14 protein-coding genes and 1 pseudogene are annotated in these 13309 nt (G+C 72.9%); 8 read left to right on the plus strand and 7 right to left on the minus strand.

Annotated elements, in window-relative coordinates:
• The first annotated feature begins 58 nt into the window (after window positions 1-58).
• Together AB0F11_RS33495 and AB0F11_RS33500 are read left to right on the plus strand one after the other, a co-directional pair.
• Window positions 59-1036: a nitronate monooxygenase gene (locus AB0F11_RS33495; RefSeq protein ID WP_362182079.1), complete on the plus strand. Its 978-nt coding sequence runs from the start codon at window positions 59-61 to the stop codon at window positions 1034-1036.
• 90 nt (window positions 1037-1126) lie between these two features.
• A complete protein-coding gene (locus tag AB0F11_RS33500) occupies window positions 1127-2359 on the plus strand; it encodes an FAD-dependent oxidoreductase (RefSeq protein WP_362182082.1) in 1233 nt (410 codons plus the stop codon).
• A 17-nt stretch (window positions 2360-2376) separates the two neighbouring features.
• Here AB0F11_RS33500 and AB0F11_RS33505 read toward each other — a convergent pair whose 3' ends face one another.
• From AB0F11_RS33505 to AB0F11_RS33515, 3 genes and pseudogenes are all read right to left on the minus strand, one after another.
• Window positions 2377-3207, minus strand: coding sequence for a polysaccharide deacetylase family protein (locus tag AB0F11_RS33505; RefSeq protein WP_362182085.1), 831 nt, complete (start codon window positions 3205-3207; stop codon window positions 2377-2379).
• Between the two features lie 120 nt (window positions 3208-3327).
• Window positions 3328-4560, minus strand: coding sequence for an ATP-binding protein (locus tag AB0F11_RS33510; RefSeq protein ID WP_362182088.1), 1233 nt, complete (start codon window positions 4558-4560; stop codon window positions 3328-3330).
• 5 nt (window positions 4561-4565) lie between these two features.
• Window positions 4566-4778, minus strand: a pseudogene (locus AB0F11_RS33515) (helix-turn-helix domain-containing protein); the annotation flags it as partial.
• A gap of 124 nt (window positions 4779-4902) precedes the next feature.
• Here AB0F11_RS33515 and AB0F11_RS33520 point away from each other — a divergent pair.
• Window positions 4903-5235, plus strand: a complete 333-nt coding sequence (locus AB0F11_RS33520; RefSeq protein WP_362182141.1) for a hypothetical protein — start codon at window positions 4903-4905, stop codon at window positions 5233-5235.
• 26 nt (window positions 5236-5261) lie between these two features.
• On the opposite strand, the gene AB0F11_RS33525 is transcribed toward AB0F11_RS33520, so the two are convergent.
• Window positions 5262-6104 (minus strand): helix-turn-helix transcriptional regulator, encoded by an 843-nt coding sequence (locus AB0F11_RS33525; RefSeq protein WP_362182090.1) that lies wholly within the window; start codon window positions 6102-6104, stop codon window positions 5262-5264.
• A gap of 112 nt (window positions 6105-6216) precedes the next feature.
• On the opposite strand from AB0F11_RS33525, the gene AB0F11_RS33530 reads away from it, so the two are divergent.
• From AB0F11_RS33530 to AB0F11_RS33540, 3 genes are all read left to right on the plus strand, one after another.
• Complete coding sequence (locus tag AB0F11_RS33530; protein WP_362182093.1) at window positions 6217-6819, plus strand: NAD(P)H-dependent oxidoreductase; 603 nt, start codon at window positions 6217-6219, stop codon at window positions 6817-6819.
• A gap of 34 nt (window positions 6820-6853) precedes the next feature.
• Complete coding sequence (locus AB0F11_RS33535; RefSeq protein WP_362182138.1) at window positions 6854-7822, plus strand: aldo/keto reductase; 969 nt, start codon at window positions 6854-6856, stop codon at window positions 7820-7822.
• A 217-nt stretch (window positions 7823-8039) separates the two neighbouring features.
• Window positions 8040-8924, plus strand: a complete 885-nt coding sequence (locus tag AB0F11_RS33540; RefSeq protein WP_362182096.1) for a nuclease — start codon at window positions 8040-8042, stop codon at window positions 8922-8924.
• 13 nt (window positions 8925-8937) lie between these two features.
• Here AB0F11_RS33540 and AB0F11_RS33545 read toward each other — a convergent pair whose 3' ends face one another.
• Complete coding sequence (locus AB0F11_RS33545) at window positions 8938-9225, minus strand: hypothetical protein (protein ID WP_362182099.1); 288 nt, start codon at window positions 9223-9225, stop codon at window positions 8938-8940.
• 182 nt (window positions 9226-9407) lie between these two features.
• Window positions 9408-10157, minus strand: coding sequence for a TioE family transcriptional regulator (locus AB0F11_RS33550; protein ID WP_362182102.1), 750 nt, complete (start codon window positions 10155-10157; stop codon window positions 9408-9410).
• A 58-nt stretch (window positions 10158-10215) separates the two neighbouring features.
• Here AB0F11_RS33550 and AB0F11_RS33555 point away from each other — a divergent pair, with 58 nt between their 5' ends.
• Window positions 10216-11412: an erythromycin esterase family protein gene (locus AB0F11_RS33555; protein ID WP_362182105.1), complete on the plus strand. Its 1197-nt coding sequence runs from the start codon at window positions 10216-10218 to the stop codon at window positions 11410-11412.
• A gap of 12 nt (window positions 11413-11424) precedes the next feature.
• Here the strand turns inward: AB0F11_RS33555 and AB0F11_RS33560 are convergent, their stop codons facing one another.
• Window positions 11425-11799: a hypothetical protein gene (locus AB0F11_RS33560; RefSeq protein WP_362182108.1), complete on the minus strand. Its 375-nt coding sequence runs from the start codon at window positions 11797-11799 to the stop codon at window positions 11425-11427.
• A gap of 326 nt (window positions 11800-12125) precedes the next feature.
• Here AB0F11_RS33560 and AB0F11_RS33565 point away from each other — a divergent pair, with 326 nt between their 5' ends.
• On the plus strand, window positions 12126-13247 hold the full coding sequence (locus AB0F11_RS33565) for a nucleotide disphospho-sugar-binding domain-containing protein (protein ID WP_362182110.1): 1122 nt from the start codon (window positions 12126-12128) through the stop codon (window positions 13245-13247).
• Window positions 13248-13309: the final 62 nt, after the last annotated feature.

The raw sequence follows: 13309 nt of genomic DNA on the forward strand, positions 1-13309 counted from the left end.
AGTACCCCGTAGCAGAAACCGTGACGGGGACCGAACGGGCGGGCGTGAACGGAGGACCGTGCTCAGGACACCGGTGTGCGACGTGCTCGGCATCGACGTGCCGATCGTGCAGGGAGCCTTGGGAGGGCCGTGGCAGCAAGGCGTCGAGCTCCCCGCCGCGGTGAGCAACGCCGGCGGACTCGGCAGCCTCCCGACCGCCCTGCGCACGGCGGCGCAGGCACGCGAGGACATGGCCCGCCTGCGCGGGCTCACCGAGAGGCCGTTCGCGGTCAACATGACCCGCCGCCCCTTCGACCCGGAGGTCTTCGATGCCGTCGTTGCCGCGGGGCCGCCCGTGTTCTCGCTCGCGCTGGGCGCACCGGGCGATCTGGTGGGACGCGTCCACGATGCGGGGGCCCTCTACGTACAGCAGGTGACCACCGTCGAGCAGGCCCTGCGCGCAGCCGAGGCCGGAGCCGACGTGATCATCGCCCAGGGCACGGAGGCGGGCGGCTTCAGCGGCCAGGTCAGCACGATGGTGCTGGTGCCGCAGGTCGTCGACGCGGTGGCGCCGCTGCCGGTCCTCGCCTCCGGCGGCATCGCGGACGGCCGGGGTCTGGCCGCGGCCCTCGTGCTCGGGGCACAAGGCGTCAGCATCGGCACGCGGTTCCTCGCCTCGGCCGAATGCGCCGTCCCCGACGAGTGGAAGGCGGCCATCGGTGCCGCCGCCAGTCAGGACGCGGTCAAGGTGGCCTTCGCCCAGCACGTCCTGCCGCCCCCCACCGAGGGCGGGTACGACACCGTCCCGCGCTCGCTGCGCACCGAGTTCGTCGACGAGTGGAACGCCCGCGGGCAGGCCGCCGCCGACACGGCGGACGCGCTGCGCAACCAGGTCATGACGGCGATGCGGAACGGCACGGCCCATCGGCTCCTGCCGCTGACCGGCCAGTCCGCAGGCCTGATCGGCGACGTCGCACCCGCAGCCGACCTCGTCCACCGCCTGGCCGGCGAGGCCGAGGCGGTCCTGCGCGCCGCCTCTCGGGCCACCGCGCACTGACCACGACCGGTTCCTGCCGCCCGCCGGGGCGTCCGTACGGTATACGTCCCCTTGGGCTCACACCCGAGGCCCGCGAAGGGAGTGGTTGCCGTGGAGCGAACGACCTGCTGCGTGGTGGGAGGCGGGCCCGCAGGCATGGTCCTGGCACTGCTGCTGGCCCGGGCCGGCGTGGAGGTGACGGTGCTGGAGAAGCACGGGGACTTCCTGCGCGACTTCCGCGGCGACACCGTGCACCCGTCCACCCTCTCGCTGCTCGACGACATCGGCCTCGCCGAACGCTTCGCACGGCTGCCGCAGCGCCACGTGTCCTCGGTGCAACTGCCCCTCGCCCCGGACCGGTCCCTCGTGACGATCGGCAACATCGGCGCGCTGCACGGCAAGTACAACTACATCGCGATGGTGCCCCAGTGGGACCTGCTCGACCTCCTCGCGGACGAAGCGCGCCGGGAACCGTCCTTCCGGCTGCGCATGAACACCGAGGCGACGTCCTTCCTGATGGAGGGCGGACGGGTCAGGGGTGTGCGCTACCGCACCGCCGACGGCAGCACCGGTGAGCTCAGGGCCACCCTGACCGTGGCCTGCGACGGCCGGGGCTCGCTCGCCAGGGAGCTGCCCGAGCTCGGGCTGCAGGGGTTCGCGTGCCCGATGGACGCCTGGTGGTTCCGGCTGCCGCGCCGCGAGGAGGACCCGAGCGGGCTCGTCGGCGGCCTGGGGGAGAGGTTCTTCACCGCGTTCATCGACCGCGGCGACTACTGGCAGTGCGCCGCCCTCATCCCCAAGGGAACCGACGCCGAGCGCCGCGCCGAGGGCCTGGAGCGCTTCATGGCCCAGTTCACGGACGCCGCGCCCTGGCTGGCCGACCGGGCCCACGCCCTGACCTCCTGGGACGAGGTGAAGCTGCTCGACGTACGCCTGGAACGGCTGCGCCGCTGGCACCGTCCCGGGCTGCTGTGCATCGGGGACGCCGCGCACGCCATGTCACCCGTCTTCGGCATCGGCATCAACCTGGCCGTACAGGACGCGGTGGCCGCGGCCCGGTACCTGGTGGGCCCGCTGCGCCAGGGGACCGTGGGGCTGCGGGACGTGCGCCGCGTCCAGCACCGGCGCTGGCCCACCACCGTGGCCACCCAGGGGCTGCAGCGCGTGGCCCACGCCCAGGTCATCGAGCCGCTGCTGGCCGGCCGGGCCGCGTTCGGCGACCCCCGCAAGGCGAAGCGGCTGACCGAGCTGATCACCGACTCGCGGTGGCTCAACCGGGTCCCGGCCTACTTCATCGCGTACGGCGCCCAGCGCGAGCGGCCGCCGAGGGAATCGCTGCGCTGACGCGGCTCCTCAGGCGCTCAGGGCGTGGTCCGGGTAGGGAAGGTGAAGGCGTAGCCCCGGGCCCTGAGCCAGGGGAGGTACTGCTCCAGGGCGGCCACGGTCTGGCTGCGGTCGCCGCCGCCGTCGTGGAAGAGGACGGTGGGGCGCTCGGGCAGCTTGCCCTCCACCGCGGAGACGATGGCCGGCAGGCCCGGGCGGCTCCAGTCCTGGGGATCCACGCTCCAGCCCAGGGGCCGCATCCCGTTCGCCGCGGCGATCGCGCGGCTCTCGGGGGTGAAGGCGCCGCCCGGGGCGCGGTAGTAGTTCACCGCGACGCCCGGCACGGCCTTCTCGATCATGGCCTTGCCGTCGAGGATCTGCTGCCGCTGGTAGGCGACCGGCTTGTGGTCCATCGTCACGTCGTGGTCGACGGTGTGGTCGCACAGCTGGTGCCCGTCGGCCGAGACCGCGCGCACCAGCTCGGGGTGCTCCTGCGCGCGCTTGCCGATGATGCAGAAGGTGGCCTTGACGTGGTTCTGCCGGAGCACCCGCAGGATCTGCGGGGTCCACTTCGGGTCCGGACCGTCGTCGATGGTGATCGCGATGTCCCGCCCGCTGCCCTGGGCCAGCCGGGAGATGGCCGGCGAAATGACCGTGCGGGCCGGGCCGGCCCCGGAACCCACGGCCGGGCCGGCCCCGGAACCCACGGCCGAGCCGGAGGAGGACGTCGCCCGGGAGCGGCCGCCGGAGGAGGCGTCCGTGGCGGCGAGGGCCGGCGCCACGGACGCCGCCAGAAGACCCAGTGCGGTTGCCGCCACGGCGGCTCCCGTCGCCCGTCGACGGCGTACGGCAGTGCTGGTCATGCGCATGGGCGCGTTCATCCTCCACGGTCGGTCCCCGCCATCGACGCTAAGGAGCCCCTCCGTCCCGGGTCAAGGAAGGGTGGGTCTCCTCACATCCCCTCACATGCCGCGAACCGGGTGAATCGGTCAGATCGCCCGCCCCGCCGGCCCGTCCTGGGCCTCGAAGCGGACCCGGAGCGTCATGCCCCCGCCCGGCGCCGGGTTCGCCTCCGCCTGCAGCCTGGCGCCGTGGGCGCGGGCGATCGAGGCCACCAGGGAGAGGCCGAGGCCGGCGCCCTCGCCCGCCGTGTGGCGGCGCTCGGCCCGGCGGCGGAACGGCTCCAGCAGTCGGGGCACGTCCTGCGGGTCGATCACCGGTCCGGTGTTCGCCACGGTCAGGACGCCTCCGGCCGGGCCTCGTGCCGTGGACACCTCAATGCGGCCGCCCGGGCGGTTGTGGCGCACGGCATTGGCCAGCAGGTTGCGGATCAGGTGGTCCAGCAGGGCGCGGTCGCCCCGTACGGTCAGGGGTGCGAGGTCGGTGACGACGGTCAGGCCCTCGTGGGCGGTCGCCGCCGGGTCCGCCTCGGCCAGGTCCGCCTCGGCCAGGGCGGCGAGGTCCACCGCCTCGGTGGCCTCCAGACCCTCCTCCGACACCGCGAGCAGCAGCAGCGATTCGATGAGGTGCTCGCTGGAGTCGGCGATGCCGATGAGCCGCTCCCGGATCCGGGCCACCTTCTCGGGCGGCGGATCCCCGGCCAGGCCGATCTCTGCCGCCGCCCGCTGCACGGCCAGGGGCGTCCGCAGCTCGTGCGCGGCGTTCGCGGCGAACCGCCGCTGGGCCCCCACCAGGCTCTCCATCCGGTCGAGCATCCCGTCGAAGGTGTCGACCAGCCGCTTGAGCTCGCCCGGCGGGGCCTCCAGGGCGATCCGCTCGTGCAGGTTCGCCCCGGACAGGCGGCGCGCCGTCTCGGTGATCACCCCGACCGGGCGCAGGACGCGGCCCGCCATCCACCAGGCCAGCCAGATCGACAGCACGGCGAAGACGGCGAGGGCGATGAGGGAGACGAGCAGGAGCTCGTGCAGGGTGGCCTGCTCGACGGCGCTGGAGAGGTTGCGGGTGACCGCGTAGCTCTGTAGCTCCTCCGGGCTCGGCACCTGGTCGGGCGGTGGCGACTGGGCCGGAACGGGTGGCCTGTCGCCCCGGACCAGGGCCTTCTGGAACTCGCCGCGGGGCACCGCGGTGGTCACGGCGCCGCTGATACGGGCGTACAGGCCGCCCCGCAGCAGGACGTTCACCAGGGCGATCAGCCCGCCGTCGGCGAGGACGAGGAGGGAGCCGTACAGCGCCGTGAGACGGGCGCGCTCGGAACGGAGCACTGCTCTCACAGCGGATCGGCGATCCGGTAGCCGGCTCCCGGCACGGTCTCGATCAGCTGCGGCTCGCCCAGCTTCGCCCGCAGCTTGCTGAGCGTCACCCGGACCGCGTTCGTCCGGTACGAGGTGTCCTGCTCCCAGACCTGCTCGATCAGGTCGTCGTTGCCCAGTACGGCCCCCTCGGCCCGCAGCAGCGCCTCCAGCACAGCGAACTCCTTCCGGGGCGCGTGCGCTCGCCGCGAACCGGTGGCGCCGCCGAGACTGTGGGGCGCGACGATCGACGGCGCGGCGACCTGGGCCTGTTGGGCGGCGGGACTGACAGTGGCAGTGTCTGGGGCTACTGGTGTGGCTGCTGATGACGACGGTCCGCCAGGATGGGGCAATGCGGACCCCATGGCCGGCGTCCTCGGCGGAAGCGCTGTCCTGGCTGCGCTGCCCCTGACGTTCGTCCCCCTCCCGCAGCCCGGGCGGGTGCCCCGGCCGGCCGCGCCTCCGCTACCGCGGGGGTGGGTCGACCGGGACGAGGCCCGCGAAGCCGTCAGGGCCGTGCGCCGCCGGCCCGGCGGCCCGGTGGTGACCACCACCGGGCTGTACGGCGCCGGCGGGTTCGGCAAGACCACACGTCCGCAGGGGCTGTTCGCGTACGACGTCCACGAAGGCAGCGGCCTCGTGGTGTGAACGCCGACGCGCATCGGCGCACTGCGTCAGGAGATCGCCCGGAGCCGGGGCGCGGCCGCGTGCACTGCCTGCTGAACGTATTGGGCCGTCGCCTCGTCGGCGGGCAGGAGAACAACCAACTGTTGCTCATCCGAGGGTAGTTCGAGCGTCTCGCGCGAGAGGCGGAGCTCGTGACCAGAAGGATGGGCGAGCCGGAGGACGCCGCGCCGGGGAACCCGGTGGTGGTTGAGCCGGGTCGTGAAGTCGGGGCCGGCGACAGGCGCGAGTTCCGCGCTGATCCACTCCGAGTTCTCGACCGACGGGCCGAGCCACAGGTCGAACGCCTGCTCGTCGGCGACGCCGTCCCAGTCGGCGAAGAACGTCCGGGCACGCGGGTCGGTGAAGACGTAGCGGGTGAGGTTCGGGACCTCGGCGTCGGTGTCGAACAGCCCCGCGGCGCCCATCACGGACCGGTAGGAGGCGGTGTGGGCGAGTACGTCGCCGAGCCGGTTGACCACCGCCGCGATGCCCGGCTCCAACAGGCGCAGCGTGTCCAGGACGCCCGGCCGCACCGCACGGCTCGGCGGTGCCGGCCGGGCATGGCCGGTGCACGCACCACCGGTGATCTTCGCCAGGTAGCGCAGGTGGTTGCGCTCCGCCGGGCCGAGACTGAGCCCGTCGGCCAGCGCGTTCACCACCGCGGACGAGGGGTTGCGGTCGCGGCCCTGCTCCAGGCGGGTCAGGTACTCGACGCTGATCCCGGCCCGCGCCGCCAGGTCCGAGCGGCGCAGGCCCGGTGAGCGGCGGCGCCCGTGATCGGGCAGCCCCAGCGATTCGGGCTGGATGCTGTCCCGCTTGGCACGGATGAAGTCCCCCAGTGGCGTACCCATGTCGGCAGCATAAGCCGCGCCGCTCCGGCCGAGGGGCGCTCAGGGTGGCCCTGCGGGGGCCAGTCTGGGCACGGCCTGGTTGCGGCTCTGCGGCGCCCCGATCGTGGAGGGCATGGAGAACACGAAGCAGCAGCCCAAGCTGGTCGTCATCACCGGAAGCGTCCGCGAGGGCCGCTTCGGCCCGGTCGTGGCCTCGTGGGTGGCGGAACAGGCCCGTACCCACGGCGGGTTCGACGTGGAGGTCGTCGATCTCGCCGAGGCCGACATCCCTCTGGAGCTCCCCGCGGCATCGCCGAAGTTCGCCGGGGACGCCTACCCGCGTCCGGCCGGCATGGCGGCGCTCACGGCGGCCCTCGACTCCGCGGACGCCTTCGTCATCGTCACCCCGGAGTACAACCACAGCTACCCCGCCTCCCTCAAGGCGGCCATCGACTGGCACTTCACCCAGTGGACCGCCAAGCCGGTCGCATTCGTCAGCTACGGCGGCGCGGCGGGCGGCCGGCACGCCGTGCTGCACCTGGAGAACGTCCTGACCGAGCTGCACGCGGTCACGATCCGCGACGGCCTGGCCTTCCCGAACTACTTCACGGCATGGGAGGACGGGCGCCCGCTCGACTCCCGGGCGGCCGGATACGCCAAGGTCCTGCTCGACCAACTCGCCTGGTGGGCCGGCGCCCTGCGCACGGCGCGCGAAGCCGTCCCCTATCCGGCATGAGGAACGAGAAGAGAGGAGGCGAAGGGTGATGCAGGTGCAGCACATCCCGCTCGGCGGCACCGACCTCAAGGTCAGCCGCATCGCACTCGGCTGCATGGGGTTCGGCGACCCGACGCAGGGCGTCAACCCCTGGGCCCTGGACGAGCAGGCCGCCGCCCCGGTCTTCCGGCGCGCCGTCGAACTCGGCGTGAACTTCTGGGACACCGCCAACGTCTACGCAGGCGGCACCTCGGAGGAGATCGTCGGCCGCGCCGTGCGGACGTACACGCGGCGGTCCGACGTGGTCATCGCCACCAAGGTCGGACTGCCGATGCACGAGGGTCCGGAAGGATCCGGCCTGTCCCGCAGAGCGATCTTCCGCCAGATCGACGCCTCGCTCACCCGACTGGGCACCGACTACGTCGACCTCTACCAGATCCACCGCTTCGACCCGGCGACGCCCGTCGAAGAGACGATGGAAGCCCTGCACGAGGTGGTCAAGGCGGGCAAGGCCCGCTACATCGGCGCCTCGTCCATGTGGGCCTGGCAGTTCGCCAAGATGCAGGAGGCCGCCGCCCGGAACGGGCACACCCGGTTCGTGTCGATGCAGAACCAGTACAGCCTCGTCCAGCGGGAGGACGAGCGGGAGATGTTCCCCCTGCTCGCCGACCAGGGCGTGTCCAGCCTGCCGTGGTGCCCGCTCGCCAAGGGCCACCTGGCCCGGCCGTACGGACGGAGCACGAGCCGCACCGCGAACGACCCGATCGGCCGGCGGTTCGCCGCCGCCGTCGACCGGCCGATCGTCGAGGCCGTCCAGCGCATCGCGGCGCGGCGGGGCGTCCCGATGGCCCGGATCGCACTCGCCTGGGTCCTGGGCAACCCGGCCGTCGCCGCGCCCGTCGTCGGCGCGACCGGGCCCGCCCACCTCGACGACGCGGTGGCAGCGCTGGACGTACGCCTGGACGAGGAAGAGACGCGGGAACTGGAGAGCAGCTACACCCCGCGCCTGCCCACGGGCTTCTGAACTGCGGCGGGCGCCGTGGTGCGGTCGTACGCTGACAGCATGGTACTGGGCCCTGAAGACCCAGACCCACCCGGAGAGCGACACCGGCTGACCCGTCCGCCGCGCACGCCCGCCGCCCCGCGGCCTGCGGTGGACGCGGCCGGGCGGCGGCGCGACGATGAAGACGCACCGCATTCACACCGCATTCCGCCGCCTCCTTTCACGAGGGGGAGTTGCCATGTCCATGCTGTTGATCAGAGGGAAATTCAAGGTCGAGGGCGGCGCCAAACCGGACGGCGACACCCTCCCGTTCATCCCGGACAACGTGGCCGACTGGAGGCTCGTGCCCGGCGACGGACACGTCGTGCCCAAGGCCGACGGGCGCGCGGCCATCCGGCTCGAAGGGATCGACGCCCTGGAGACCCACTACGGCGAGAAGCCCCACATCGAGCACCAGCCGCTGGGCCTCGCCCACCAGGCCGCCGACGCGCTGCTGAAGCACCTGGGCTTCGACACCGTCCTGCGCGACGAGGACGAGACCGTCGCCACCACACCGGACAGCGTGTCCGGCTGGATCCTCACCCGCGGCGCCGACGCCTACGGCCGCTGCGTGGCCTTCGTGGGCAGGGGCACCCCGCCCGTGTACAGCGGCTACTGGACCGGCGTCGACGAGGACCTGCTGAAGAGGACCGCCAACCACCACCTGCTCCTGCTCGGCCTGGCCTACCCGACCTTCTACTCGGGCCTGCCCGTCCACCTGCGCGAACTCCTGACCGACGCCTCGGAGAAGGCGAGGGCGTCCGCTCAGGGCGTGTGGGCGGTCGACAAGACCCTGCACGGGGCGACGGTCACCGCGATGAGCTCGCTCACGCACGACCTCACCGGAGCGGTGATCCTGCCGAAGCTGTTCCGCCGGCTGAAGGACTACCTGGACTTCACCGGCAACGCCGCTCCCTCCATGGCGTGCTTCCGCGCCTTCCTGGCCGGGGCCCAGGACGAGTTCCGCCTCCTCTCGGACGGCGGGACGCTCTTCAAGGGCCTGCACCAGATCGTCGAGGTCACCTCGGACAACATCGTCAGAATGACCCACCCGTCCAGGGACATCGTCTTCACGGAGAAGTGAGCGCCCCCTCGCGTCAGTGGTGCTGCTCGATCCGGATGCAGGCCACGTCGTACTGCGACACGGAGTGCGGGTTCCCGGAATTCTGCGGCTGCTCACCCGCGTAGCGGGTACCGGCCACCCCGTCCTCGTTGAACGCGGAACCAGGTGCGTTGGAGGCACGGCCCGGCCGCACGTCCTCGCACTCTGCCGACGGCTGCCCGGTCGCGGCCGCGTGCGCGGCGACGGCGGGCCCTGCGAAGAACCCCAAGGGCAGGAGCACGCCGCAGGCTGCGGCGGCCGCCCGGTGAGCGGTGAACTTCATCGTCCGACCTCCTTCGGGCGTGGGCATGAGCGTGTGCACGCTCAGGTCCCTGCCCCTGATACGTCTCGGCGGCGCGAACGGATGTAAGGGGGAACGGTCCGGACGCCCGACGGCCTGACGCCCGGACGCCCTGACGCCCGGACGCCCTGACGTCCGGTCGCTCGCAGCAGTCGGCCGAAGCATCACCCGCGCTGCCGCAGGTACGCCTCCAGCTCCGCCGCGCCGGTGAGCATCGCCCGCCCACGGGCGGACAGCCGGCCGTGCCAGTCGGACAGTGCGCCCTGGAGCGGCTCCAGGCCGCCGGCCGCCCGGACCTGGGCGATCAGCGGGGCGATCTGCTCCAGCAGGTACCCGCCCCGCCGCAGCTGCTGGGTCAGCCGGGCGTCCCGTACGGCGGCCTCGTCGTAGACGCGGTACCCCGTGAGCGGGTCGCGACGGGGCCGGACCAGTCCGGCCCGCTCCCACTTGCGCAGCGTTGCGGGCCGGATCCCGAGCTCGCCCGCCAGCGGCCCGATGAACGAACCGCCGACCCCGGGCCCCCCGCCGGCCGCGGACCCATCACCACCACCGGACCCTGCACCGGGCTCCAGATCGCGCAGGGCGGTCTCCACGGCCCGCAGGGTCCGCCGGTCGCCGAGGAGCTGCGCGTGGCTCTCGTCGATGAGGCGGAACGCCTCCTCCACCGCGCCCTGGTTCACCGCCTGCATGATCGACGTTGCCGCCTGGTGCCCATGGCCGGGCACCAGGGCGAGGAACGCCGCCAGGGCAGCCGCGTGCAGTGGAGCGTAGGTGCGGTAGCCGTGGGCCGTGCGACCGGCGGCCGGAAGGATGCCGGCCTCCTCGTAGTTCCTGACCGCCTGCGTCGACAGACCGTGCCCGCGCGCCAGATCCACCGGCCTGAGCCGCTCCCCGCTTTGAAGGTTTCTCCCCATACCACGGAAGATACCCACCAAAACCTTCAACCGATGGTTCAACGATACCGTTGAAGGCATGGCGACCGACATCAAGGACACCGCCCGCACCGTCGACGCTGCCGCCGTCATGCGGCTGCTCCCGGCCCGGCCCCGGCTGCTCGCCCTGGGCGAGCCCACCCACGGCGAGGACACCCTGCTCGACCTGCGCAACGAGCTCTTCCGGCAGCTCGTCGAGGAGGAGGGCTACCGGACGATCGCGATCGAGAGCGACTGCCTGAAGGGCCTGCTCGTGGACGACCACGTCACCTCCGGCACCGGCACCCTCGACGAGGTCATGGAGCACGGATTCAGCCACGGCTGGGGCGCCTTCCCGCCCAACCGCGAGCTCGTGCGCTGGATGCGCACCTACAACGACGGCCGACCCGCGCCCGAGCAGCTCCGCTTCGCCGGCTTCGACGGCCCGCTGGAGATCACCGACGCCGCGAGCCCGCGGCAGGCCCTGACCGCACTCCACGAGCACCTCTCGGCCCATGTGGACACCGACCTTCTCCCCTGCACCGCGCAAACGCTCGACCACCTGCTCGGAACCGACGACCGCTGGACGGACCCCGCCGCGATGACGGACCCGGCCCGATCCGTCGGGCAGTCGGCGGATGCCGCCCGACTCCGGGTGCTCGCCGACGACCTGGTGGCGCTGCTCGACCAGCAGGCGCCGCACCTCCGCGCCGCGACCTCGCAGGAGGACTGGGACCGGGCCCGCCTGTACGGGCGCACCGCCCTCGGCCTGCTGCGCTACCACCACGGGATGGCCGACACCTCACCGGCCCGCCTGACCCGGCTGGTGAGCGTGCGGGACCAGATGATGGCCCACAACCTCCTCGCCCTCGCCGCCCGGGGCCCGGTGTTCGTCCACGCCCACAACTCCCATCTGCAGCGCGGCAAGAGCACGATGCGGATGGGCGGGGCGCCGCTGCAGTGGTGGGGCGCCGGCGCACTGGTGAGCGCCCGGCTCGGCGAGGACTACGCCTTCGTGGCCACGGCCCTCGGCACGATCCGGCACCGGGGAGTGGAGACCCCGCCGCCGGACACCGTCGAAGGACTCCTGTACGCACTCCCGGAGGGCCACCACGTCGTCGACCCCCGGAGCCTGGCCGCGACCTTCACCACCACGCCTCCCGCGCCCCGGGAATCACCGTGGTTCGGCTACGCCCCGCTGAACCCGGCCGACTTGGCGAACACAGACGGCCTCGTCTTCGTCAAGGACGTCTCCTAGCGCAGTCAGCGGTTACCCGACCTGGAGCGCGTAGGTCACATCAAGTCGGAAGCCCCCCGAGGACCCGGAGATCGTGAGGCTGTGCGGGCCGGTCGGGAGGGCATCGAGCCTCACCCACAGTCCGCAGGCCAGTGCGCTGAACGTGCCGGCCTCGCGGGTGACCGGGTTGCCCTCCACTCCCTTGATGCGGATCGGCACCGCCGAGTGCCGGGCGACGTCCAGCGGCTTGCCGTCGAGCACGGCCGTGCCGCCGGCGTCGGCCAGCGCGGTCTTGCAGTCGTCCGCGGTACCGGTGAAGTTGACCACGGGAAAGGCCACGGGCAGCCCCGCGGGCACGGAGCACTTCCGCCGGCTCTGCCCGCCGAAGTTGCCGGCCAGGAACCACACGTCCGGGGCCTGGTTCTCGGCGCAGAAGGTTCCGTCCGGGTCTCTCGCCGGGTTGGAATCCCGGGGGGCGGACGCAGCCCAGCTCCACCAGCGGCCCTGCAACGCGGCCGGATCGGCCAGGCCGCCCGCTCGGCCCGCCTGCGGGGCCGGTCACGCTGCCGCGTGGAGCACGGCGGGTCTCGTCCGCGATGACCGGTACGCGATTGTCCGATTCTCGATCCTTGTAAAGGGAACACAGTCCGCCTTCCCGTGAGTTCACCGAGGGGAACCGGGGGGAGTCCGGCACGGCTCGCCCCGGCACGACAGATCGTGGGCAAGGAGACACCGTGCGCATACTCTTCACCGGTCCGGCGGCAGCCGGCCACCTCTTCCCGATGGTTCCGACCGCGCAGGCGCTGCGCGCGGCCGGGCACGAGGTGTTGTTCGCGGGCTCGCAGCCGCTGGGCCAGCTTCGTGAGGCGGGATTTCCGATCGTCGAGATCGGTGACGGCCGCACCGTCCGGGACGTATTCGAGCAGTCGACCGGCGAGGAGGTGAAGTACGTCGCGCACGACATGACGACGGAGCAGATCCTCGACAGGGCGGCCCACGCCTTCGCCCTGGTCTCCCGCCCCACGGTGGACGGCCTGCTGGAGGTCGCCGACGGCTGGGGTGCGGACCTGCTGGTTTACGACTCCTTCCAGGCCTCCGCCCCGCTGGTCGCGGCCAAGCTGAAGATCCCGTCTGCGATCCAGAACTTCGGCGTCACCTCCGGCCTCGACATGGTCGGCCGGATCGCCGCGCACTTCACCGAGGCGTACGAGTCGCACAAGGTCGCCGGCCCTGCCGCGCCGACCCCGCTGAACATCGTCCCCGCCTCGCTCGGCGGCGACCCGGGCGGCCTGCGGATGCGCTACGTCCCCTACAACGGCGGCGGCATCGTCCCGGCCGAGCTGCTCCGCCGCGGTACCCGCCCGCGCGTCGCCATCACCCTGGGCACGGTGCTCACCGAGATGGACGGGGTCCGCGCCATCGTCCGCCTGATCGAAGCCGCGGCCTCGGTGGATGCCGAGTTCCTCCTCGCCGTCGGCGACGCCGACCTCACCGCGCTCGGCACCCTCCCGGACAACGTCCGCCCGCTGCCCTGGGTCCCGCTCGCCGAGCTGCTGACCGCCTCGGACGCGCTGATCCACCACGGCGGCTCCGGCACCCTGCTCACCGCCCTGCAGGCCGGTCTGCCCCAGCTCCTGCTGCCCCAGGGCGCCGACCACTTCGCCAACGCCGACGCCCTCACCGCAACCGGCGCCGCCCTGCGCTCGGTCTCCCAAGACGTCGACGCCCCGCTCCTGGAGCGGCTGATCACCGACGCGGCGCTGCGCGAGGCCGCCGTACGCCTTCAGGCGGAGAACGCCGCCCTGCCGACCCCGGCCCAGACGGTCCCCGCCCTGGAGGCCCTGGCCGCTTCGTAGGTGCATGGGTGCGGCTCGGCAGGCGACGGCGGGTTCGTCCGTTCGCACGGCCGGGCCGCACC

Source organism: Streptomyces sp. NPDC032472 (genome assembly GCF_040636955.1).
Classification (GTDB): Bacteria; Actinomycetota; Actinomycetes; order Streptomycetales; family Streptomycetaceae; genus Streptomyces.

Excerpts from the sequence above, each read along its gene's own strand:
- AB0F11_RS33555 (WP_362182105.1), top strand. The coding sequence starts at position 10,216 with ATGGCGACCGACATCAAGGACACCGCCCGCACCGTCGACGCTGCCGCC.
- AB0F11_RS33505 (WP_362182085.1), bottom strand. The coding sequence starts at position 3,207 with ATGCGCATGACCAGCACTGCCGTACGCCGTCGACGGGCGACGGGAGCC.
- AB0F11_RS33525 (WP_362182090.1), bottom strand. The coding sequence starts at position 6,104 with ATGGGTACGCCACTGGGGGACTTCATCCGTGCCAAGCGGGACAGCATC.
- AB0F11_RS33530 (WP_362182093.1), top strand. The coding sequence starts at position 6,217 with ATGGAGAACACGAAGCAGCAGCCCAAGCTGGTCGTCATCACCGGAAGC.
- AB0F11_RS33550 (WP_362182102.1), bottom strand. The coding sequence starts at position 10,157 with ATGGGGAGAAACCTTCAAAGCGGGGAGCGGCTCAGGCCGGTGGATCTG.
- AB0F11_RS33545 (WP_362182099.1), bottom strand. The coding sequence starts at position 9,225 with ATGAAGTTCACCGCTCACCGGGCGGCCGCCGCAGCCTGCGGCGTGCTC.
- AB0F11_RS33540 (WP_362182096.1), top strand. The coding sequence starts at position 8,040 with ATGTCCATGCTGTTGATCAGAGGGAAATTCAAGGTCGAGGGCGGCGCC.